Raw genomic sequence first — 21322 nt, forward strand, 5'->3', positions numbered from 1 at the left:
GCCTGTTTTCTCAGCTGCCTGTTGAGGCTTCGGTTTTCGTTGAATCATTGGTCTTTTCAGCCGGCTCTTTGGTTTCGGTGGCCGGCGCTTTTGTTTCCGGATCCTTGACGGATTCCGTGACCGTTTCCCTGATGCCCGGCTTGGTCGTTGCCTCGGCCACCGGTTCGGCCCCCTCGCTTTTCGCGGGAGTGCCGGAGACCGCAAAACGCATCCGCATCCAGGCGCCGCGCTGGCCCTCGCGGAAGTCGGAGGCGTCCTTCAGTTCGATGCGCCCGCCATGGTCTTCCAGCACGCGGCCGACGATCGCGAGCCCAAGGCCGGTGCCCTTGGCGCGTGTCGTCACATACGGCTCGAGGAGGCGCGAGCGCGCCACCTTGGGCAGGCCGATGCCGTTGTCGACGACGTCGATCAGCACGTCCTCGCCCTCGCGCGACGCCACGACGTCGATCCGGCCTTTGCCGAGCTCCTCCAGGGGGACCTGCTCGATCGCCTCGGTGGCGTTCTTGACGATGTTGGTGACCGCCTGCGAGATCAGCCGCCGGTCGAACTGGGCGCGCAGCGGGTCTTCCTTGAACTCGGCCTCGATATCGATCTCGGGATGGGCGACCTTCATCAGGAACACCGCCTGTCGCACAGTGTCCACGACGTCCTCGCCCTCCATCACCGGCTTCGGCATCCGCGCAAAGCGCGAGAACTCGTCGACCATGCGGCGGATATCGTCGACCTGGCGCACGATTGTGTCGGTGCACTGTTCGAAGATCTGCTTGTCCTTGCCCTCGGTGATGTCCTTGCCGAATTTGCGGCGGATGCGCTCGGCGGAGAGCTGGATCGGCGTCAGCGGGTTCTTGATCTCGTGGGCGATGCGGCGCGCGACGTCGCCCCAGGCCGAGGTGCGCTGCGCCGAGACCAGATCGGTGATGTCGTCGAGCGTGATGATGTAGCTGTCGTGCGGCTGGCTGGTCTTCTCGGCGCTGACGCGGACCGACAGATTGCGTTCCTGCCCGTCACGCGTGATCGTGATCTGGCCCTGCACCAGGCGCTGGGTCCCTTCCCGCGCCGTCTTCATCATCTCTTCGAGCTCGGGCAGCACGTCGGAAAGCGGATGGCCGAGCGTCTCGGCTTCGGAGTGCCCGATCAGCTTTTCCGCGGAACGGTTGAGGATGCCGACACTGCCTGAGGTATCGACGCCGATAATCCCGGCGCTTGCGGAGGACAGCACGGCTTCGATGAAGCGGCGGCGGCTGTCGATGAGATCGCTGGCGTTGACGAGCTCGTCGCGCTGGCTGCGCAACTCCTGCGTCATCTTGTTGAAAGTCTCACCCAACTGGGCGAGGTCGCCTTCCGATTGGTGCACCGGCACTTTCACATGGAGATCGCCGGTCGAGACCGTCTGGGCCGCGTTCATCAACCGCCGGATCGGCGAGACCAGCGAGTTGGCGAAGTTGAGGCCGATGATCACCGAGGCCATGAGGATGGTCAGCGCGATCACCGCGAACATCAGTGCGAAGGCGACCTGGATGCCGAGCCGGCGCGACTCGATCTGGGCGTATTCGGCGACGCTGAGCTCGGTCTGCTTGAGCTGGTTGACGACGTTCGGATCGAGCGGCCGCGCGACGTAGAGGAAGGTGTCGCTGAAGGCACGCAAGCGAACCACCGCGGCGACGAAGCTCGCATCGGGCAGCACCGCGATCTCGGGTTCGGATTCGTTGACGTTGCTGAGGAAGTCCGGCGCCGGCGGCGAATAGGCCAGCCGCATGCCGGTGTCGGCGGATTCGAGAATGTTGGTGTTCTTATCGATGATCATCGCGCCCGGCAGGTTGCGCGAAGCGGCGCTGGACGTCAGCAGCTCGCGAAACGAGCGGCGATCCTGATCGTAGAGCGGCCGGGCGTGGGCGATGTCGTTGGCCATACCGAGGATGTCGCCGCGGATCAGCTGCGCATGGTCCTGCATGTAGGCCCGCGCGATCGTCAGCGAGTTCTGGATCACCTCCTTGGTCGGTCCGGAGAACAGGCGGTCGAGGCCGCGCTCGATGGTGACGTTGGCGACGACGGCGACCAGCACCGCCGGCAGCACCGCCACGATCGAGAACAGGCTGACGATCTGGACATGGAGTCGCGCCGCCGCCCTGCCCCGCCGCCGCGCCAGGATCAGCTGCCAGAGTTCGCGGATGATGATGCCGACCAGCAGCAGGATCGTGCCCGCATTGATCAGATAGAACGAGCGGACAACCGCCGGCGTTGGCTCGATTGACGTGAGGCCGGTCAGGACCATGAAGGTCAGGAACGCCGACAGGAGCGCCAGCGCCACGGCGAACGGCGCCAGCCAGCGTCGCGCCGACCAACGCCGGGGCTCTTCCGCTGGGGCCGTGTCAAAGGATGCGGCCGAGGTCTCTGCGCTGGTCATTCCGGCAATGGGTGCTGAAAACGGGATCCGCGGCGGGCGGATACTGATGTATTCGTACCACATTGTTGCCGAATTGCGACAATTCCGCGGCGTCCAGGCAGCGACCGACCGGCGCATCCACAGGCCGCTGTCGCAAGACCTCGCTTGCGGGAACGGTTTTCCGGCCCAGCGGCTTAACCGAGCATGGACAAGTTCTATCTCGCAATGATGGTGTCGGCCGTGCTGCTGCTGATTGTGGCCGCTGACCTCCTGGTCAACGGCCCCGGTTTGCAGGTGCCGCCGGCGAATGTCGCCAGCATGATGCCAATGACAGGCCGGCTTGTCAGATAGTGTCTGAGGCCGCGTCCCGCGGCTGAATGACCATTTTCAATGTTCCAGCGGAACATTTCAGTCCAATCAGGACTTCTGCCCACCGCGTCAGCCATAACGGCCAGCGCGATCCGGACAGGCTCAGCTCCCTTTGGTAGGGGGAGCTGAGCCACCGTCCGTTCCGGGAAGGCTAGCCCCCGCTTCGATAAACCTGGATATCGAGATCCCGGATCTTCTTCCGCAACGTGTTGCGGTTGAGGCCGAGCAGATCGGCGGCGCGGATCTGGTTGCCACGGGTGGCGGCGAGCGCGGCCGTCAGCAGCGGCACCTCGATCTCCTTGAGGATGCGGTGATAGAGGCCCGGCGGCGGCACGCCGTTCGGGAAGCCCTGGAAGTGCGAGGAGAGATACGCCTCCACCGCGCCGCCGAGATTGTCGACGCCATGCTGGACTGCGGCACCCGGGCTGACCGTGGGTGGCGCCAACTCGCCGTCGATGACGGAGCCGGTGATCACGTCCTGCGGATAGAGCGCCGCGAGGCGCCGCGCCAGGTTTTCGAGCTCGCGCACGTTGCCCGGCCAGCGGTGCTGCTTCATCCGCTCCAGCGCCAGCGTGTCGAGCTTTTTCGGCGGCAGGCCGTCCTTCTCGGCGAGCGCGAAGAAATGGCGGATGAGATCCGGCAGGTCCTCGATGCGCTCGCGCAAGGGCGGCAGCCGCAGCGGCACGACGTTGAGGCGGAAGAACAGATCTTCGCGGAACAGGCCCTGCTGGATCAGGACGCGCAAATCCTTGTTGGAGGCAGCGACAATGCGCACGTCGGTCTTGATCGGGGTGCGGCCGCCGACGGTGGTGTATTCGCCCTGCTGGAGCACGCGCAGCAGGCGGGTCTGCGCCTCCATCGGCATGTCGCCGATCTCGTCGAGGAACAGCGTGCCGCCTTCGGCCTGCTCGAACCGGCCGGAGGCGCGGGTGTTGGCGCCGGTGAAGGCGCCGCGCTCATGGCCGAACAGTTCGGACTCGATGAGGTCGCGCGGGATCGCCGCCATGTTGACCGCGACGAACGGGCCGTTGCGGCGCTTGCCGTAATCATGCAGCGCGCGCGCCACCAGCTCCTTGCCGGTGCCGGACTCGCCCGTGATCATCACGGTGAGGTCGGTCTGCATCAGGCGCGCCAGCACGCGATAGATTTCCTGCATCGCCGGCGAGCGGCCGACCAGCGGGATCGCCTCCATCTCGGCGTCCTCGTTCGGCGTCGAGACCCGTTCCTTCGGCTCGGCCAGCGCGCGGCCGACGATGGCGATCAGCTCCTTCAGGTCGAAGGGCTTTGGCAGATATTCATAGGCGCCGCGCTCGGAGGCGCGGATCGCCGTCATGAAGGTGTTCTGTGCGCTCATGACGATAACAGGCAAATTCGGCCGCATCTTCTTGATCCGCGGCAACAGGTCGAACGCGTTCTCGTCGGGCATCACCACGTCGGTGATGACGAGATCGCCCTCTCCCTGGCTGACCCAGCGCCACAGCGTCGCGGCATTGCCGGTGAGCCTGACTTCGTATCCGGCCCGCGACAGGGCCTGATTAAGAACCGTGCGGATGGCGGTGTCGTCATCAGCTACGAGAATGCTACCTGCGGGCATTGTTGATCCTCATTTTGCCCCCTGAGATGCAGACGACGACTTCCCGGCAGAGCCGTCGCGACTGCTGTGATCGGCATGTTTCACCGATGTGGAATACATCGGCATCAGCACGCGGAACGTGGTCTTGCGCGGCTGAGATTCGCATTCGATGATGCCCCCGTGATCCCCGATGATCTTTGCGACCAGCGCGAGGCCCAGGCCCGAGCCGGTCTGCTTGGTGGTCACGAAGGGATCGAACAGGTTGGTCAGGAGATCGTCCGGCACGCCTGGTCCGTTGTCCTTCACGCAAAATTCCAGCGGCAGGGATACACGGGATTTTTGACCGGGGACTGACAGGCGCACGCCGGGACGAAACGCGGTGGTGAGCTGGATCTCGCCGTCGGGAACATCGATCAGCGCTTCGGCGGCGTTCTTGACGAGGTTGAGGAACACCTGGATGAGCTGGTCCTGGTTCGCCAGCACCGGCGGCAGCGAGGGATCGTAATCCTCGACGAAGCGGATGTTGCGGGCAAAGCCGGATTGCGCCAGCCGTTTGACGTGATCGAGCACCGAATGGATGTTGACGGGACCGCGCACCACGGGACGTTCGTCGCCGAACACCTCCATGCGATCGACCAGCGTCACGATGCGGTCGGCCTCGTCGCAGATCAGCCGCGTCAGCATGCGGTCTTCGGAAGAGGCCTGCTGCTCAAGAAGCTGCGCGGCGCCGCGGATGCCCGAGAGCGGGTTCTTGATCTCGTGCGCCAGCATCGCGGCGAGCGCGATCACCGAGCGCGCGGCGCTGCGATGGGTGAGCTGGCGGTCCATCTTGTCGGCGATGGAGCGCTCTTGCAGCATCACCACGATATGGCCGGGCCGTTCCGTGAGCGGAGCAACGTGCAGATCGACCTGGCGGTCTCCGCCCATGCGCGGCGTGCCCAGATCGACCTTGTATTCGTTGACCGCCGCGTTCGACGAGCGCACCTGATCGATCAGCGCCAGCAAAGGACTGCCAAACGGCACCAGCTCTTTCAGCGACTGCCGCTTCAGAAACTGCGTCGAGATATCGAAGAAGGCTTCCGTTGCGATGTTGGCGGCGACGATCTTGCCGTCCGGCCCGATCATGAGCACGGGATTGGGCAAGGCATCCAAAATCGCGTCGTTGTCGGACGGAACAGGCCGACGATGTTCAGCAGCTGAGCTCATGCAGCAGCGCTCCATGCGAAGTCGTCGAAGGCATCTTGCAGTGACTGATGGACGAGCCGGGGATCCTCCGAGGTGAGGATCTTCTGGCGCCAGGATTTCAGCTTCTCGGCCGGCGCACGGCTCACATCGGCCGCGACGTCGAGCGCCCAGCCGAGATGTTTTCGCGCGTGCCGCAGACCAACGCGCAGCCCATAGAGCGCGCAGACGCCTTCATAGAGCGTGCGGACATAATGCAGCTGCGTCTCGAGCGACGGCGTGGCTTCCGCCGCCCCGCCTTTCAGGCGTCGGCCGATCTCACCGGGCAGCCAGGGCTGGCCCTGCGCACCGCGGCCGATCATCACGGCGTCGGCGCCGGAGGCTTCGAGCGCCGCGAGCGCCTTCTCGAAAGTGGTGATGTCGCCATTGACGACGAGCGGAATGGAGATGGCATCGCGCACGGCGCGGATCGCGTCCCAATCGGCCTCGCCCTTGTAGAACTGGCAGCGGGTGCGGCCGTGCACGGTGACCAGCTTGATGCCTGATGCCTGCGCCCGCCGCGCCAGTTCCGGCGCGTTGCGGGTGCGGTCGTCCCAGCCGAGCCGCATCTTCAGCGTCACCGGCACCTTCACCGCCGCGATCGTCGCCTCGATCAGGCTGACGGCATGGTCGAGGTCGCGCATCAGGGCCGAGCCGGACTGGCCGCCGGTGACGTGGCGGGCCGGACAGCCCATGTTGATGTCGATGATGTCGGCGCCTTCGGCTTCGGCGATCCGGGCGCCCTCCGCCATCCAATGCATCTCGCAACCGGCGAGCTGGACCACGTGCGGACCGATCCCGGTGGCTTCGCAGCGCAACCGGGACATCCGATGGCCGTTGGCGAGCTCATCGCTGGCGGTCATTTCGGACACGACCAAACCGGCCCCCAGCTCGGCGGCGAGCCGGCGGACGGGCGAGTCAGTCACCCCCGACATCGGTGCCAGGAAGACCGGGGTGGCGACTTCAATATCGCCTATTTTCAACAGCTTAGAGTCTGATACTGCTGAGCCGGTCACAGGAGTTCCGTTCCGTTGGCAGGGGCCTCATCGCGCCTGCCGTGACCCATCTTGCGCACAATTCTTGTGCAGTCAAGCGTCATGCCTACAGTTTAGACAGTTCTGCAGAACTTTCAAGTGCAGTGCAGCAAAATGCTGAATCCCACAATCCGGGGAAACCCCTTTTTTTGCGGGCCTGCCGTGCTAGAGGCATGCGGCATCTCCCCTCTCCCAACTCTCGTGATCACCAACTGAGTATTTGAGTCCTATGGCGAAATCACAGCGCACCGCAGTCGTTCTCGTCGCGGCCGGACGCGGCCTGCGCGCGGGCGCCGGTGGTCCCAAGCAATATCGCGAGATCGGCGGTGTGCCCGTGATCTATCGCGCCATGGAAGCCTTCAGCCGGCATGCGGACGTGTTTGCGGTGCAGCCGGTGGTGAACCCCGACGACAGCGCCATCTTTACCGCGGCGGTCGCAGGGTTAAAGCACGAGGCGCCGACGAATGGCGGGGCCACGCGGCAGGCCTCGGTGCTCGCCGGTCTCGAAGCGCTCGCCAAGCACAAGCCGGACATCGTCCTGATCCACGACGCCGCGCGGCCCTTCGTCTCGGAAGGCGTGATCTCGCGCGCGATCGATGCGGCCAGCCGCACTGGCGCTGCGATCCCCGTTGTTCCCGTCACGGATACCATCAAGGTCACCGGCGAGAACGGCAATGTCGAGGACACGCCGGACCGCGCGCGGTTGCGAATTGCGCAGACGCCGCAGTCCTTTCGTTTTGACGTCATCCTCGAGGCGCATCGTCGCGCGGCCAAGGACGGGCGCAGCGATTTCACCGACGATGCCGCGATTGCCGAATGGGCGGGATTGACGGTTGCAACCTTTGAAGGCGATGTTGCCAATATGAAGCTCACCACCCCCGAGGATTTCGTGCGCGAGGAAGCGCGGCTGGCCAGCCTGCTCGGCGACATCAGGACCGGCACGGGCTACGACGTGCACGCTTTCGGTGACGGCGACCATCTCATGATTTGCGGCGTGCGCGTGCCGCACACCAGAGGCTTCCTCGCCCATTCCGACGGCGATGTCGGCCTGCATGCGCTGGTCGACGCCATCCTCGGCGCGCTCGCCGACGGCGACATCGGCTCGCACTTTCCGCCCAGCGACGCAAAATGGAAGGGCGCCTCCTCCGACCAATTTCTGAAATACGCCATCGAGCGCGTTACCCAGCGCGGCGGCCGCATCGCCAATCTCGAGGTCACGATGATCTGCGAGCGGCCGAAGATCGGCCCGTTGCGCGACACCATGCGCGCGCGCATCGCCGAAATTTCCGGCGTCGACATCTCGCGCGTCGCGGTGAAGGCGACCACCAGCGAGCGGCTCGGCTTTACCGGCCGCGAAGAAGGCATCGCGGCCACCGCGAGCGCCACCATCCGCCTGCCCTGGAGCGTGTAAGGTCATGGGCAGCAGCGACGCACGCGCCCTCTCCCGCTCGCTGCTCGATCTATGCCGGATGCGCAAGCTGACGATCGCGACCGCCGAGTCCTGCACCGGCGGCCTGGTCGCCGGCGCACTGACCGATATCCCCGGCTCGTCCGACGTCATCGATCGCGGCTTCGTCACCTATTCCAACGACGCCAAGCGCGCGATGCTGGGGGTCGAGCCGAGTACGCTCACCAATTTCGGCGCCGTCAGCAGGGAGACCGCGACTGCAATGGCAGTCGGTGCGCTGGAACGCGCCGACGTCGATCTCGCGGTCGCCATCACCGGCATTGCCGGCCCCGGCGGCGCCACGCCCGGCAAGCCGGTCGGGCTCGTCCATTTCGCCGTCGCCGCGCGCGACGGCCGCATTGTCCACCGCGAGCATCGCTTCGGTGCGATAGGCCGCACCGCAGTGCGCCAGCGCTCGGTGGTCGAGGCGCTGCGCATGCTGATGGACCTCGCCCGCGGCCCAGTTCAAGCCAAGCCGCGCCGTGAAGCCGCGGTAACCCGCCTGCGACCCCGCGTGACACGCTCGCCGCGCCGGCACGCCGCGAAGCGCAGGACTCCGCGGTCGCCGCGGGGGTGAGACCCCTCACGCAGCCGCGAGCAGCGCACTCGCATGGTCGAGCACGCACTGCTTGACCGCTTCGGCCTCGGACGGCTTCGCTCTTGCGCTGACCGTCAATTCCAGGATCGGCGCTGCCGGATTGGCGACGTCGACGACCTTGGAGACCCGGACGGCAGGCTCTGCCTGATCGTCGATGCGGGAGTCGTTGCGCAACTCCTTCAGGATCCGGTCCGCTAGCGCATTGGCGGCGCCTGCCGGGACCGGAAACGCCACCTTGACCTCGCCGGTGCCGGGATAGGCTCGAGACGAACAAGGTCACGAGCGGATCGACCCGATGCGCGACGTTGAGGACGCGCGTGACGAAGCGCTGCATCGCGCCGGACAGATACCAGCCCACAGCGAGCAGCAGGATCGCGTAGATCGCATTCAGCCCGTACAGAACCAGCGATGCTTTCAGCGTGTCGAAATTGATGGTCATGAGCTCTCACCCGGGGGCAATCCGAAGAGAACTCGTGGCGGCGCGAAATGATCCCCTTGCCGCAGAGGGAACACAAATCCCGTAGCGCGGACGGAGAAGCGCAATCCGCGGGCCACGATCCGTTGTGTTGCCCGACGGGCAAAACACACAAACAGCGGGTCAATCGGCTCGCTTCAAAATATTCGTCTTTACAGAAATTCTGATTTGTCGCATCGTCCCGCCACCTCATCCCTGTCAGAGGGGCGTATCGCGATCGTCACGAAACGCGGGATGAGTTGTGGTGGACGCAGGCAGCATCGGCGCGTAGGGCCTCGCAGGGCGGGAAACCGTGAGCGAGGGCGTCGCGCACACGACCGGTGCGGTCTGCGTACGGCAAAACCGTGTCGTCCTGACGCCCGGGGTCTGTGCGTCAAGTCTTGTGGTGATGTGGGTTGCCCGACCGGGCACGCGCATCAGCCATCCGCAAGGCGACGGGGGCAATAGTGCATCGCTCCCCGGGGAGAGCTCGGCATAAGCCGTAAAACCACTGCGCAGGGAAGGCCGGTTGTTTGGCTTCACCTGTATGCCGCTGTGCAGATTCTTGTAGCGCAACCTTCGCACAGTGGACCGTGGGTGCCAGCCGGCACCCGGTCTTCCCTGTACCCTCCGATACCTGAGGGCCACGGCAAAAAGCAAAGCTCGGGCGAGAAACGTCGCGAGACTGCAAACCTGTGTTTGCTTGTCAAAATGCACGCAAATTTTGTCGAAACCGATCGGGATCGCAAATCTGCATCCGCGACCAAACGTCATCGCTCCCTGCCATCTTGCGCGCGGCTATATTGGCGCAATAATGCCGCTCTACGTTGTGACCGGGAATCAACCCGGCCCAGCCTCCTGGAGGGCGACGAGAGTGTTCGCTCGCGGTACTGCCCTGGCAATCGCCATTGCCGCCTTCGCCGCTATTCATGGCGCGGCCGCACAAACGGCCAACCAGCCGCCCGATACCATGGCGGCGCGGGTGGAGGCGTGCACGCCCTGTCACGGCAACAAGGGCGAAGGCACCAGCGACGTTTATTTCCCGCGGCTTGCCGGCAAGCCGGCCGGTTATCTCTACAACCAGCTGCTCGCCTTCCGCAGCGGCCGGCGCAAATATCCGCCGATGAACTATCTGCTGGAGTTTCTGCCCGATCCCTATCTCGAGGCAATGGCGGAATATTTTGCCAGCGAGCACCCGCCGCTGCCGCAGCCGGCACCGAGTGAGGTCAGCAAGGACGTCCTGGCCCAGGGCGAGATGCTCGCCACCAGCGGCGATGCGGGCCGCGGCATTCCGGCCTGCGTGAGCTGCCATGGCTCGGGTCTCACGGGCATGCAGCCGGGTATCCCCGGCCTGCTCGGCTTGCGCGCGGCCTATGTCAGTGCCCAGCTCGGCGCCTGGCGTTACGGCACCCGCACCGCGAAGGCACCCGACTGCATGCAGCTCGTCGCCGGTCATCTGACCGAGGCAGACGTCACCGCCGTCGCAGCCTGGCTCGCGACGCGGCCGGCGCCTGCAAACCCGGTCCCCGTGCCGAAAGGCACCTACGCGCTGCCGTTCGGCTGCGGTAGCCAGCCCAACTGACGAGGCGGATGATGGGCTCGAAATCGTGGACCACGCTGCTCGCTCTCGCCGTGCTCACCACGGTCGCGCAGGCGCAGGACAAGAGCAGCGATGTCATTGCACGCGGCGAGTATCTCGCCCGCGCCGGCGACTGCACCGCCTGCCACACGGCGCCGGAAGGCCGCCTGTTCGCCGGCGGCCACGCCATGCCGACCCCGTTCGGCACCATCTACACCTCCAACATCACGCCGGACGCGGATACCGGTATCGGCAAGTGGAGCGCCGACGACTTCTACAAGACCATGCACAATGGCCGTTTCCCGGATGGCGGGCTGATCTATCCGGCGATGCCGTTCGCCTCCTACACCAAGGTCACGCGTGCCGACAGCGACGCGATCTTCGCCTATCTGCGTTCGATCGCGCCGGTGAACCAGAAGAACAAGCCGCACGAGCTGCGCTTCCCCTATGACAACCGCCAGCTCATTCTCGGTTGGCGTACGCTGTACTTCCGCGAGGGCGAGTTCAAGCCCGATACGACCAAGTCGGTGGAATGGAATCGCGGCGCCTATCTGGTCGAGGGTCTCGGTCATTGCGCCATGTGCCATTCGCCGATCAATGCGCTCGGCGGCACCTCGCAAGCGGACACCTTCAAGGGCGGCTTGATCCCGATGCAGAACTGGTACGCGCCGTCTCTCACCAACAACCGCGAGGCGGGGCTCGGCGATTGGAGCATCAAGGACATCACCGATCTGCTCCAAACCGGTGTCTCCATGCGGGGCGTGGTCTACGGCCCGATGGCCGAGGTCGTGCATAACAGCCTGCAATACCTCAACGACGAGGACACCAGGGCAATGGCGGTGTACCTCAAGGGCATCGCGGAGCCCTCGCCTCCGCCGGCCGCGAGTTCGGCACTGCCGACCACCGAGAGCAGCCTCTTGGTCAGCCTCGGCAAGACCGTCTACGACAAGAGCTGCGCGAGCTGTCATGGCGCGCAGGGCGAAGGCAAGCCGCCTCATTGGCCGCCGCTCGCCAATAACCAGTCGATCGAGATGCAGTCGGCGGTCAATCCGATCCGCATGGTGCTCAATGGCGGCTATCCGCCGGGCACCAAGGGCAATCCGATGCCCTACGGCATGCCGCCCTTCGCCGGCCTCCTCTCCGACAATGAGGTCGCCGCCGTCGTCTCCTACATCCGCACCGCCTGGGGCAATCGCGGCACGCCGGTCTCGGCGCGCGAGGCCAACGAGCTGCGCTCGGCACCGCTGAACTGAGGGCCGCCATGTTCAATTCCGATCCGCCGACCAGCCCAGCCGCCGCCGAACAGGCCATCGAGGAGGTCGTTGCCCAGGGACCGTCGGGTGCGATCGTGATCGCCGGCATCGCCACGGCCTGCGTGGTCGCGATGTGGCTCGCCTTCTATCTGTTCGTCTTCCTGCCGCGCGGGTCGCTGCAATGAGCGCAGGGCAAACCCACGGCAGCGCCAGCGCCGAGGTCGCGGCCCGCGTCGAGCGGCGCTGGACCATCGTCGCCGTGATCATCATCGTGATGATGGCGCTGCTGGCGGCGTTCGCCGGCATCCATCGCGCGACCATGCCGCAGCCGCGCGTCGAGACCATCGATCCGTCGCGGCTGCACCTCTCAGGCGAATTCGTCGAGAGCAATCTCGGCAGCGTGCTCGAGGCGAACGGCAATGTGACCGTGCGCGCGATCGGGCAGCAATATTCATTCACGCCGGCCTGCATCTTGGTGCCCGTGGACACGCCGATCACGCTGCGCGCCACCAGCGCCGACGTCGTCCACGGCATTCTGATCCAGGGCACCAACGTCAACACCATGCTGGTGCCGGGCTACATCTCCGAGCAGCTCATGCGCTTTACCAAGGCCGGCGACTATCTGATGCCCTGCCAGGAATTTTGCTCCTTCGGCCACGAGGGCATGTGGGGCAAGGTCAAGGTGATCGACAAGACCGAATTCGCTGAACGCGCGAAGGGTGGCGGGAGACTGAGCTGTGTTGGTCAATAGAAAGCTTATCCTCGCCCATTTTTGGCTGGCCTTCGCCGTGTTCGGCATCGCGCTGACGCTCGGCGCCTGGCAGATGTTCATCCGCAGCCCGATCGGCACCTGGCTGTCCAATCCCGAGCTCTATTACCGCTCGCTGACCGCGCACGGCACGGTGATGGGCTATGTCTTCCCGACCCTGGTCGCGATGGGTTTCGGCTATGCCATCAGCGAGTCCGCGCTGGAGCAGCGGCTGGTCGGCGTCCGCTGGGCCTGGGCCGGGTTCTGGCTGATCGTGGTCGGTGCGATCATGGCGATGGTCCCGGTCGGGCTTGGCCGCGCCTCCGTCCTCTATACGTTCTATCCGCCGCTGATTGGCAACGTGTTCTACTATCTCGGCGTCGTGCTGGTCGTGGTCGGCTCGTGGTTCTGGGTCGCGCTGATGTCGATCAATCTGCGCGTCTGGCGGAAGGCCCATCCCGGCGCGCCGGTGCCGCTGGCGATGTTCGCCAACGTCGCGGGCTCTTACTTGTGGGCCTGGACCGCGGTCGGTGCTGCGCTCGAGCTATTGCTCCAGATCATTCCGGTTGCGGCCGGGCTGAAGGCCACCATCGACGCCGGTCTAGCCCGCGTGTTCTTCTCCTGGACGCTGCACGCCATCGTCTATTTCTGGCTGATGCCGACCTACATCGCCTATTACACCATCGTGCCGCGCGCGATCGGTGGCCGGGTCTATTCCGACAGCATGGCGCGGATCTCCTTCATCCTGTTCCTGGTGGTCGCGATGCCGATCGGCATGCACCACACCTTCGCCGATCCACAGGTCGGCGCCGGCTTCAAGTTCATCCATTCGGCCTTCACCGCGCTGGTGGCGCTTCCGACGCTGCTGACCGTGTTCACCATCTGCGCGTCGGTCGAGATCGCCGCGCGCCTGCGTGGCGGCCGCGGCATGTTCGGCTGGATCAGGGCCCTGCCGTGGGACAACCCGATGATGCTGGCGCTTGCCTTCTCCTTTGTCATGCTCGGTTTCGGCGGTGCCGGCGGCCTCATCAACATGAGCTACCAGCTCGATGCGTCGATCCACAACACGCAGTGGATCACCGGCCATTTCCACCTGATCTTCGGCGGCGCCATCGTGATCATGTATTTTGCGATCGCCTATGATCTGTGGCCGCATCTGACCGGGCGCGAGCTGATCGACGTCCGCCTGATCCGCACCCAGCTATGGCTGTGGTTCATCGGCATGATCGTCACGACTTTCCCCTGGCACTGGGTCGGTATCTTGGGCATGCCGCGCCGCATGGCCTATTTCGACTTCGGCGATCCCGCGATCGCGCCGCAGGCGCTCTCGGTCACCCTCTCCGTGATTGGCGGCTTCATCCTGCTGGCGTCTGGCATCCTGTGCCTGGTCATTCTGGCCCGCGGCATGCGTGCGCCGCAGGTCGATGCCGGTCCATATCGCTTTGCGCTGGCCGTGCACCAGTCCACGACGGTCCCGGTCGCGCTCAACACGCACGCGCTGTGGGTGGCGCTGATGATCGTGCTCACCCTGACCAATTACGGTTACCCGATCCTGACGCTGGCGCTGACCGAAGGCACGTCGGTGCCGGCCGTCTATGTGGGAGCGCAGTGATGGGTGCGCGCGACCTCTTCACGTTCCGCAATCGCCACTTCACGACAGGCGTCGGCGTCGTCGCCGGCATGCTGATCGTGACTGTTGTCACCGGCTTTATCGTGCTGCCCTTCGCACAACCCTGGGTTCAGTTCGCCAACGTCTGGGATGCGATCTGCAGCGCCGCGGGCGTACCGCAGCGCGCCGCCAGCGTGACGACGCCGGGGCAGACCAAGCCGTTGTCGGAGGTCGTGCTGACCTCGCGCACGCTGTCACGGCCGAGCCAGGAAGCGATCGGCCACGGCGCCACGCTGGCGCAGCGCTGCGCGATCTGTCATGGCCCAACCGGCATCAGCCGTGCGGACTCGCCTAATCTCGCCGGCCAGTATGCCGCCGTGATCTACAAGGAGCTGCATGATTTCCGCTCCGGCGCGCGCACCAATGCCGTGATGTCGCCGTTCGCCGTCAATCTGACGGAGCAGGAGATCGCCGATCTCTCGAACTACTACGCCTATCTGCCGCGGCTGCCGGCCTATCATCCGACTCCGCAGCTCCCAAAACCCAACATCGTCATCTACGGCGCGCCGATGCGCGGCATCGCGCCCTGCGGCGCCTGTCATGGCAGCCTCGACAACAAGACCGGCAGCCCGTGGCTGGAAGGCCAGTCCGAGACCTATCTGAAGGTGCAGCTCCAGGCCTTCGCTTCCGGCGAGCGCCGCAACGACATCAGCCAGCAGATGCGCAACATTGCGCGTGCGATGACGCCGCAGGAGATCGAGCAGGCCGCCGCGTATTACGCCTCGCAGCCGCCGGATGTGGTGAAGGCGGTGGATTGAAGCGAGGAGTTCGTGCCCCCGCCGGAGATCCTACGCCGATGCCAGCTTCCGCCGTCCGTAGATCGCGTCCGCACGCTTCTCGAACGCGAGGGAGAACCGCGCGAACGCGGCGTCGAACATCGAGCCCATCAGCAGCGCCAGCATGCGACTCCTGAATTCGTAGGCGAGGAAGAAACCGACATCGCAGACGCCCTCACCTTTGGGCTCGAACGTCCAACGGTTTTCCAGATTGCTGAAAGGACCTTGCAGATATTCGACCAGGATCTTCAAATTGGCGCGGTCGAGCGTCACGCGGCTGGTGAAGGTCTCCTTGACCAGCTTGAACGACACCGTCATGTCGGCGACCAGCACCTCGGTGCCGTCGGGTTTCGCCATGCGCTGACGGACCTTCAGCGCGCTGCACAGCGGCACGAATTCAGGATATCGCTCGACGTCGGCGACCAGATCAAACATCTCGGACGCGCTGTGATCGACACGGCGCTTGCTCGAAAATTTGGGCATGGCGATTCAGCGGGCCGTCGCGGCCCGCGCGGCCTTCAGTTTCGTAAAATCCTCGCCGGCATGATGCGACGAACGGGTGAGCGGGCTCGCCGAGACCATCAGGAAGCCCTTGGTGTAGGCGACCTTCTCGTAGGACGAAAACTCGTCCGGCGGCACGTAGCGCATCACGGCGTGATGCTTGCGGGTCGGTTGGAGATATTGCCCGATGGTCAGGAAATCGACGTCGGCGGAACGCAGATCGTCCATCACCTGCTGCACCTCGTGGCGCTCTTCCCCGAGGCCGACCATGATGCCGGACTTGGTGAAGATGGTGGGATCGAGCTCCTTGACCCGCTGCAGCAGCCGGATCGAATGGAAATAGCGCGCGCCGGGCCGCACCGTGAGATAGCACGACGGCACGGTCTCGAGATTGTGGTTGAACACGTCGGGCTTCGCCGCGACGACGACCTCGAGCGCCCCCTCCTTGCGCAGGAAGTCGGGCGTCAGGATCTCGATCGTGGTCGAGGGGCACGCGGCGCGGATCGCGCGGATGGTCTGGGCAAAATGCTCGGCGCCGCCATCAGTGAGATCGTCGCGGTCGACGGAGGTGATGACGACATGGGCAAGGCCGAGCTTGGCCACGGCCTCGCCGACGTTCTGCGGCTCGGTCGCGTCGAGCGCGTTCGGCATGCCGGTCTTGACGTTGCAGAACGCGCACGCGCGGGTGCAGGTGTCACCCATGATCATGAAGGTCGCGTGCTTCTTGTCCCAGCACTCGCCGATATTCGGGCAGCCCGCTTCCTCGCACACCGTATGCAGGCCGTTGGCGCGTACGATGTTGCGGGTGTCGGCATAGCCACGGGTATTGGGCGCGCGCACGCGGATCCAGTCCGGCTTCGGCGGCGAAGCGGAATCGGGCCGGTTCACCTTTTCGGGGTGACGCGGGCGCAGCGGGTTCGAGATGGTATCGACAATAACGACCATGGGGTGTCCGGTCTGTTCAGGTCCTACCTAGTCGGTCTCGCCGGGCATCGCAACCCGGCTCGCCCTGCTTCAGGGAACATGGCAGATATGGGCATTATCCTGCTCTGTTCTCAGGCGATTCTCACCTCGAATGGCTCCAACCTCAAAAGCCTCTACACCTCGGCTCGGCAAGCCGCTGAAGCGCGCCTTCTTCGGCCGCAACGTCCGCGAGGTCGCGCACGACCTGATCGGTGCGACCATGCTGGTCGACGGCGTCGGCGGGATCATCATCGAGGTCGAGGCCTATCATCATACCGAGCCAGCGGCGCATTCCTACAGCGGACCGACGCCGCGGAACCAGGTGATGTTCGGCCCGCCCGGTTTTGCCTATGTCTACCGCTCCTACGGCATCCATTGGTGCGTGAACTTCGTCTGCGAGGACGAAGGCTCGGCCGCTGCCGTGCTGATCCGCGCGCTGGAGCCCACGCACGGCTTGGCGACGATGCGCCGCCGCCGCCATGCGGTCGATGTGCACGCGCTGTGCTCGGGCCCGGGCAAGCTGACCGAAGCGCTCGGCATCAACATCGCGCACAACGCCCTGCCGCTGGACCGTCCCCCGATCGCGTTGCATGCGCGGACGGAGGATTTGGAGGTGGTGGCCGGAATCCGGATCGGCATCACCAAGGCCGTCGAGCTGCCCTGGCGCTATGGCGTCAGGGGATCGAAGTTTCTGAGCAAGCCGTTCCCGAAATAGGGCTACGAGGCCAGCTTCAGCCGCTCCAGCGCCTCCAGCAGTTTGGCTCTGCGAGCGAGCGCGGCCTCACGCTTCTCGCGCTCTTCCTCGACGACTTCCTCGGCCGCGTTGGCGACGAACTTCTCGTTGGCCAGCTTGGACTCGGCGCGCTTGATGTCGGCGTCGGCTTTCGCGATCTCCTTGTCGAGGCGCGTACGCTCGGCGGCGACGTCGATCACGCCCTTGAGCGGCAGCGCGGCCACCTCGCCGCGCACCAGCAGCTGAACCGCGCCGTCGGGCGCGTGGTCGGCGAAGGAGATGTCGGACAGCCGCGCCATGCGCTTGATGACGTCGCTCCAGCGAGGCGCGCGATCCTTCGTCTCGGTCGAGGCGCCTGCGAGCACCAGTGCCGTCAGAGTCGCCGGCGCGATGTTCATCTCGGCGCGCACCGAACGGATCTGGGTGACGAGGTCGATCACCCAGCCGATCTCGGCCTCGGCCGCGGGATCGGTGAAGTCGGCATGGTCGAAGATCGGCAGCACCCAGGCCGGAGAGACGAGCGCATCGGTCGGCCCCGTCGTTGCCGCAAGCATCGCAAGCTGCTCCGGCGTCGGCGCGGACGGCTTCAGCGGCCATGGTGCCAGCGCGAGCAGACCGTCGCGCTTGGCCGTCACCTCCCACAACTCCTCGGTGATGAAGGGCATGAAGGGGTGCAGCAGTTTCAGGATCTCGTCGCGCGCCCATGCCACCATGGCGCGGGTCTCGGCCTTGGCAGGGCTGTCGGGACCGAGCAGCACGGGTTTTGCGAGCTCGACATACCAGTCGCAATAGACGTTCCAGACGAAGCGGTAGATGCTGCCTGCGGCATCGTTGAAGCGATAGGCCTCGATCGCCTCGGTCACCTCGCGCGTGGTGTGCGCGCTCTCATGCGCGATCCAGCGGTTCAGCGTCTCCTTGACCTTCGCCGGTTCGAAACCCTCGGGCACGGCGCAGTGGTTCATCTCCGCGAAGCGGGACGCATTCCAGAGCTTTGTCGCGAAATTGCGGTAGCCCTCGACACGGCTGGTGGCGAGTTTGATGTCGCGTCCCTGCGCGGCCATCGCGGCCAGCGTGAAGCGAAGCGCGTCCGCGCCATATTCGTCGATCAAATTGAGCGGATCGATGACGTTGCCCTTCGACTTCGACATCTTGGCGCCCTTCTCATCGCGGACGAGGGCGTGGATGTAGATCGTCGAGAACGGCACCTCCTTCATGAAGTGCAGGCCCATCATCATCATGCGGGCGACCCAGAAGAAGATGATGTCGAAGCCGGTCACCAGCACGTTGGTGGGATAGTAGCGCTGTACTTCCGGCGCGTCTTCGGGCCAGCCGAGCGTCGAGAACGGCCACAGCGCCGAGGAGAACCAGGTGTCGAGCACGTCCTCGTCGCGCGTGATGAAGCCGTCCCGCTTGTTGCGGTCGAGCGCCATCTCGCGGCCCTGCTCGACCGTGATGACTTCCTGCTCGACGTAATAGCCCAGCGCGTGGCTGACGGCCTCTTCCTCGGTCTCGGCGACAAACACCTTGCCGTCAGGGCCGTACCAGGCCGGGATCTGATGGCCCCACCACAACTGGCGCGAGATGCACCAGGGCTGGATGTTCTCCATCCATTCGAAATAGGTCTTTTCCCAGTTCTTCGGCACGAAGGTGGTTTCGCCCGAACGCACCGCCGCCATCGCGGGTTTTGCGAGTGTCTTGGCGTCGACGTACCATTGGTCGGTCAGGTACGGCTCGATCACGGTGCCGGAGCGATCGCCATGCGGCACCATGTTGGTGTGCGGCTCGATCCGCTCGACGAAGCCGAACGAGTCCAGCCGCTCGACGATGCGCTTGCGCGCAGCGAAGCGATCGACCTTGTGAAACTCTTCGGCGAAATGCGCGGCGCCTTCCGGCAGGTCGCGCAGATAATCCTCGTTGTCGAGGAGATCGAGGCAGCCTTCCTTGTCGAGCACGCTGATGCGGCGCAGACCGTGTCGATTGCCGACTTCAAAATCGTTGAAGTCATGCGCCGGCGTCACCTTGACCGCGCCCGAGCCCTTCTCCGGATCGGAATAGTCATCGGCTACAATCTGCACCTTGCGGCCGACCAGCGGCAGGACGATGTGCTTGCCGACGAGCTTCTGATAGCGCTCGTCGTCGGGATGCACGGCCACGCCGGTGTCGCCCAGCATGGTCTCCGGGCGCGTGGTGGCAACGACGATGAAGCTCGAGGGATCTTCGGGGCTGAAAATCTTGCCCTCGATCGGATAGCGCAGGTACCAGAGGCTGCCCTTGACCTCGGTCTGCTGCACTTCGAGATCGGAGATCGCGGTGAGCAGCTTGGTGTCCCAGTTCACCAGCCGCTTGTCCTTGTAGATCAGGCCATCGCGGTGCAGCTCGACGAACACCTTGACCACGGCCTTGGACAGGCCCTCGTCCATGGTGAAGCGTTCGCGCGACCAGTCGCAGGAGGCGCCGAGCCGCTTGAGCTGGTTGATGATGGTGTCGCCGCTCTCGGCCTTCCACTGCCAGACCCGCTCCAGAAACTTCTCGCGGCCGATCTCGCGGCGGCTGGGCTGCTGGCGCTCCATCAGCTGCCGTTCGACCACCATCTGGGTGGCGATGCCGGCATGGTCGGTGCCGGGCTGCCACAGCACGTCACGGCCGCGCATGCGCTCGAAGCGGCACAGGATGTCCTGGAGCGTGTTGTTGAGGGCGTGGCCCATGTGCAGCGAGCCCGTCACGTTCGGCGGCGGGATCACGATGGTAAAGGGCACGGCGTCGCGGCGGTCGGGGCGGCCGGCCTTGAAGGCAAGGCTGTCCTCCCACACGACGGACATGCGGGCTTCGATATCGGCGGGTTGGTAATTTTTCTCGATCATGGGGCTGCTAGAAAGCCGCGCGCGGGGTCCAAGTCAACGGAAAGCTCAAAGGAAAGCCAGGCGGCAACAGGGCTTTCCGGTCCGGTCGGGAGACCGAATATGGCGCACAAGCAGGGCTTTACGAGGGCCCTGCGGCCGGATCTACCTGCCGCCGCGCGATACCCGCTCGATTTCGGCCTTCACGATGCGTTCTACGAGACCGGGCAAATTGTCGTCGAGCCAGGACTTCAGCATCGGACGCAGCATCTCCTTGACCAGGTCCTCCAGCGTTCGCGCATTGCTGCTGAGCACTGTGTGGGCCAGGGAATTGAAGGCGGATTCGACCGCCGAGACGGTCGATTGCGCCAGGATCGGCTGTTGGGGCGGCATTGGCGGCGCATCGTAGTCCACGGGCGCATAGGAGGCCGGCGTCGGACGCGGCGGCGGCGATTCGGCGAATTCGAGGTCGTCGCGCGGCTCGACCTTGCGGAAGCTCGGCGGCGGCGGAGGCTCCATCGCCATCGCCATATCGTCGGTCAATTCCAGCACGTCGGGCTCAGGTTCGGGCTCCGGCTCGGGAGCGCGGATTTCTGGCGCAGCCGTGCCCGTGTCGAGGCCCGCCAGCAGCGCGTCGATATCGTCCTGATTGTTGGATGCATCCGCGGCGGCGGCGGCGGAGGGCGGCGCCGGTGCCGGCTTTGCGGCCGGAGGCGGTACGGGCTTCTCGGCCGCTGGTTTGGCCGGCGCAACCTTGGATGGCGGAATGTCGCTGATCGCCTGCGGCTTCGGCGGCGCGGCGGGGGCGGCAGCTTTCTCGGGCTTGGCGGCATCAGCCTGCGGCGGCTTGGCCTCATCGTCGGCAATGATGCGCCGGATCGAGGCCAGAATCTCCTCCATCGAGGGTTCTGTGACCTTTGCAGGCTGCGTCATTTCCGACTCCACATCATCAACGCCCTCGCATGCGTTGTTTTACACCAAGCACGACAGGATTGGCCGGTTCCGGATGGGTGGCCCGCCGTTTTCGACGCGGCAGCCCGACTTGTCCCCAGTTCACGGCTCAACGTGCAGCGGTGCGCCCCTGCCCTTGGCACTCAAGCTTTACGGACGCGACATCAGGTGCGGAGCGAATCGACCCGCATCGTCTTGGCAAGGCTATGTCAGGGGTTTTGATGATTGCAAGC

General features: G+C 65.1%; 19 protein-coding genes and 1 pseudogene. 10 read left to right on the forward strand and 10 right to left on the reverse strand.

Annotated features, from left to right (window positions below):
• Positions 1-10: 10 nt before the first annotated feature.
• On the reverse strand, positions 11-2404 hold the full coding sequence (locus ABIB00_RS24970; protein ID WP_354106197.1) for a sensor histidine kinase: 2394 nt from the start codon (positions 2402-2404) through the stop codon (positions 11-13).
• A 183-nt stretch (positions 2405-2587) separates the two neighbouring features.
• Between ABIB00_RS24970 and ABIB00_RS24975 the strand changes: the two genes are divergently transcribed.
• The gene (locus ABIB00_RS24975) at positions 2588-2734 is read left to right on the forward strand and encodes a hypothetical protein (protein ID WP_247353393.1); all 147 of its coding nucleotides are present in this window, start codon (positions 2588-2590) and stop codon (positions 2732-2734) included.
• 169 nt (positions 2735-2903) lie between these two features.
• Here the strand turns inward: ABIB00_RS24975 and ntrC are convergent, their stop codons facing one another.
• The 3 genes from ntrC to dusB are packed head-to-tail and all read right to left on the reverse strand — an operon-like array spanning position 2904 to position 6529.
• Complete coding sequence (ntrC, locus tag ABIB00_RS24980; protein WP_007610301.1) at positions 2904-4346, reverse strand: nitrogen regulation protein NR(I); 1443 nt, start codon at positions 4344-4346, stop codon at positions 2904-2906.
• A gap of 9 nt (positions 4347-4355) precedes the next feature.
• Positions 4356-5531, reverse strand: coding sequence for a two-component system sensor histidine kinase NtrB (locus ABIB00_RS24985; RefSeq protein ID WP_247353395.1), 1176 nt, complete (start codon positions 5529-5531; stop codon positions 4356-4358).
• Positions 5528-6529: a tRNA dihydrouridine synthase DusB gene (dusB, locus tag ABIB00_RS24990; protein WP_354106198.1), complete on the reverse strand. Its 1002-nt coding sequence runs from the start codon at positions 6527-6529 to the stop codon at positions 5528-5530. The genes ABIB00_RS24985 and dusB overlap by 4 nt, the downstream gene beginning before the upstream one ends.
• Before the next feature lie 280 nt (positions 6530-6809).
• Here dusB and ABIB00_RS24995 point away from each other — a divergent pair, with 280 nt between their 5' ends.
• Together ABIB00_RS24995 and ABIB00_RS25000 are read left to right on the forward strand one after the other, a co-directional pair.
• Entirely contained in the window at positions 6810-7991 is a 1182-nt protein-coding gene (locus tag ABIB00_RS24995; protein ID WP_354106199.1) for a bifunctional 2-C-methyl-D-erythritol 4-phosphate cytidylyltransferase/2-C-methyl-D-erythritol 2,4-cyclodiphosphate synthase, read from the forward strand.
• Positions 7992-7995: 4 nt separating this feature from the next.
• Entirely contained in the window at positions 7996-8604 is a 609-nt protein-coding gene (locus tag ABIB00_RS25000) for a CinA family protein (protein WP_354106200.1), read from the forward strand.
• Positions 8605-8610: 6 nt separating this feature from the next.
• Here ABIB00_RS25000 and ABIB00_RS25005 read toward each other — a convergent pair whose 3' ends face one another.
• Positions 8611-8859 (reverse strand): hypothetical protein, encoded by a 249-nt coding sequence (locus ABIB00_RS25005; RefSeq protein WP_354106201.1) that lies wholly within the window; start codon positions 8857-8859, stop codon positions 8611-8613.
• Positions 8860-8977: 118 nt separating this feature from the next.
• Positions 8978-9064 (reverse strand): annotated as a pseudogene (locus ABIB00_RS25010) (mechanosensitive ion channel family protein); the annotation flags it as partial.
• Between the two features lie 889 nt (positions 9065-9953).
• Here ABIB00_RS25010 and ABIB00_RS25015 point away from each other — a divergent pair.
• Genes ABIB00_RS25015 through ABIB00_RS25040 form a run of 6 tightly spaced genes read left to right on the forward strand, consistent with a single transcriptional unit; the run spans position 9954 to position 15086 of the window.
• Positions 9954-10661: a c-type cytochrome gene (locus ABIB00_RS25015; RefSeq protein WP_354106202.1), complete on the forward strand. Its 708-nt coding sequence runs from the start codon at positions 9954-9956 to the stop codon at positions 10659-10661.
• Positions 10662-10669: 8 nt separating this feature from the next.
• The gene (locus ABIB00_RS25020) at positions 10670-11911 is read left to right on the forward strand and encodes a cytochrome c (protein WP_354106203.1); all 1242 of its coding nucleotides are present in this window, start codon (positions 10670-10672) and stop codon (positions 11909-11911) included.
• Between the two features lie 8 nt (positions 11912-11919).
• Positions 11920-12096, forward strand: coding sequence for a hypothetical protein (locus ABIB00_RS25025; protein ID WP_354050583.1), 177 nt, complete (start codon positions 11920-11922; stop codon positions 12094-12096).
• Positions 12093-12662 (forward strand): cupredoxin domain-containing protein, encoded by a 570-nt coding sequence (locus tag ABIB00_RS25030; RefSeq protein ID WP_354106204.1) that lies wholly within the window; start codon positions 12093-12095, stop codon positions 12660-12662. The genes ABIB00_RS25025 and ABIB00_RS25030 overlap by 4 nt, the downstream gene beginning before the upstream one ends.
• Positions 12649-14271, forward strand: a complete 1623-nt coding sequence (locus tag ABIB00_RS25035; protein ID WP_354106205.1) for a b(o/a)3-type cytochrome-c oxidase subunit 1 — start codon at positions 12649-12651, stop codon at positions 14269-14271. Before ABIB00_RS25030 ends, ABIB00_RS25035 begins: the two co-directional genes overlap by 14 nt.
• On the forward strand, positions 14271-15086 hold the full coding sequence (locus tag ABIB00_RS25040) for a c-type cytochrome (protein ID WP_354106206.1): 816 nt from the start codon (positions 14271-14273) through the stop codon (positions 15084-15086). The genes ABIB00_RS25035 and ABIB00_RS25040 overlap by 1 nt, the downstream gene beginning before the upstream one ends.
• A gap of 30 nt (positions 15087-15116) precedes the next feature.
• Here ABIB00_RS25040 and ABIB00_RS25045 read toward each other — a convergent pair whose 3' ends face one another.
• A complete protein-coding gene (locus ABIB00_RS25045; protein ID WP_354106207.1) occupies positions 15117-15587 on the reverse strand; it encodes a type II toxin-antitoxin system RatA family toxin in 471 nt (156 codons plus the stop codon).
• A 6-nt stretch (positions 15588-15593) separates the two neighbouring features.
• On the reverse strand, positions 15594-16550 hold the full coding sequence (lipA, locus tag ABIB00_RS25050; RefSeq protein ID WP_354106208.1) for a lipoyl synthase: 957 nt from the start codon (positions 16548-16550) through the stop codon (positions 15594-15596).
• A 130-nt stretch (positions 16551-16680) separates the two neighbouring features.
• Between lipA and ABIB00_RS25055 the strand changes: the two genes are divergently transcribed.
• Positions 16681-17283, forward strand: coding sequence for a DNA-3-methyladenine glycosylase (locus ABIB00_RS25055; RefSeq protein WP_354106209.1), 603 nt, complete (start codon positions 16681-16683; stop codon positions 17281-17283).
• Positions 17284-17285: 2 nt separating this feature from the next.
• Here the strand turns inward: ABIB00_RS25055 and ABIB00_RS25060 are convergent, their stop codons facing one another.
• Both ABIB00_RS25060 and ABIB00_RS25065 read right to left on the reverse strand, forming a co-directional pair.
• Positions 17286-20162, reverse strand: coding sequence for a valine--tRNA ligase (locus ABIB00_RS25060; RefSeq protein WP_354106210.1), 2877 nt, complete (start codon positions 20160-20162; stop codon positions 17286-17288).
• 141 nt (positions 20163-20303) lie between these two features.
• On the reverse strand, positions 20304-21071 hold the full coding sequence (locus ABIB00_RS25065; RefSeq protein ID WP_354106211.1) for a PopZ family protein: 768 nt from the start codon (positions 21069-21071) through the stop codon (positions 20304-20306).
• Positions 21072-21322 lie beyond the last annotated feature (251 nt).

It is taken from the genome of Bradyrhizobium sp. LB14.3 (genome assembly GCF_040547985.1).
In the GTDB taxonomy this organism is placed as follows: domain Bacteria; phylum Pseudomonadota; class Alphaproteobacteria; order Rhizobiales; family Xanthobacteraceae; genus Bradyrhizobium.

Excerpts from the sequence above, each read along its gene's own strand:
- ABIB00_RS25045 (WP_354106207.1), bottom strand. The coding sequence starts at position 15,587 with ATGCCCAAATTTTCGAGCAAGCGCCGTGTCGATCACAGCGCGTCCGAG.
- ABIB00_RS24985 (WP_247353395.1), bottom strand. The coding sequence starts at position 5,531 with ATGAGCTCAGCTGCTGAACATCGTCGGCCTGTTCCGTCCGACAACGAC.
- lipA (WP_354106208.1), bottom strand. The coding sequence starts at position 16,550 with ATGGTCGTTATTGTCGATACCATCTCGAACCCGCTGCGCCCGCGTCAC.
- ABIB00_RS25040 (WP_354106206.1), top strand. The coding sequence starts at position 14,271 with ATGGGTGCGCGCGACCTCTTCACGTTCCGCAATCGCCACTTCACGACA.
- ABIB00_RS25020 (WP_354106203.1), top strand. The coding sequence starts at position 10,670 with ATGATGGGCTCGAAATCGTGGACCACGCTGCTCGCTCTCGCCGTGCTC.
- ABIB00_RS24975 (WP_247353393.1), top strand. The coding sequence starts at position 2,588 with ATGGACAAGTTCTATCTCGCAATGATGGTGTCGGCCGTGCTGCTGCTG.
- ABIB00_RS25025 (WP_354050583.1), top strand. The coding sequence starts at position 11,920 with ATGTTCAATTCCGATCCGCCGACCAGCCCAGCCGCCGCCGAACAGGCC.
- ABIB00_RS25060 (WP_354106210.1), bottom strand. The coding sequence starts at position 20,162 with ATGATCGAGAAAAATTACCAACCCGCCGATATCGAAGCCCGCATGTCC.
- ABIB00_RS24995 (WP_354106199.1), top strand. The coding sequence starts at position 6,810 with ATGGCGAAATCACAGCGCACCGCAGTCGTTCTCGTCGCGGCCGGACGC.
- ABIB00_RS24970 (WP_354106197.1), bottom strand. The coding sequence starts at position 2,404 with ATGACCAGCGCAGAGACCTCGGCCGCATCCTTTGACACGGCCCCAGCG.
- ABIB00_RS25000 (WP_354106200.1), top strand. The coding sequence starts at position 7,996 with ATGGGCAGCAGCGACGCACGCGCCCTCTCCCGCTCGCTGCTCGATCTA.
- ntrC (WP_007610301.1), bottom strand. The coding sequence starts at position 4,346 with ATGCCCGCAGGTAGCATTCTCGTAGCTGATGACGACACCGCCATCCGC.
- ABIB00_RS25030 (WP_354106204.1), top strand. The coding sequence starts at position 12,093 with ATGAGCGCAGGGCAAACCCACGGCAGCGCCAGCGCCGAGGTCGCGGCC.
- ABIB00_RS25065 (WP_354106211.1), bottom strand. The coding sequence starts at position 21,071 with ATGACGCAGCCTGCAAAGGTCACAGAACCCTCGATGGAGGAGATTCTG.
- ABIB00_RS25055 (WP_354106209.1), top strand. The coding sequence starts at position 16,681 with ATGGCTCCAACCTCAAAAGCCTCTACACCTCGGCTCGGCAAGCCGCTG.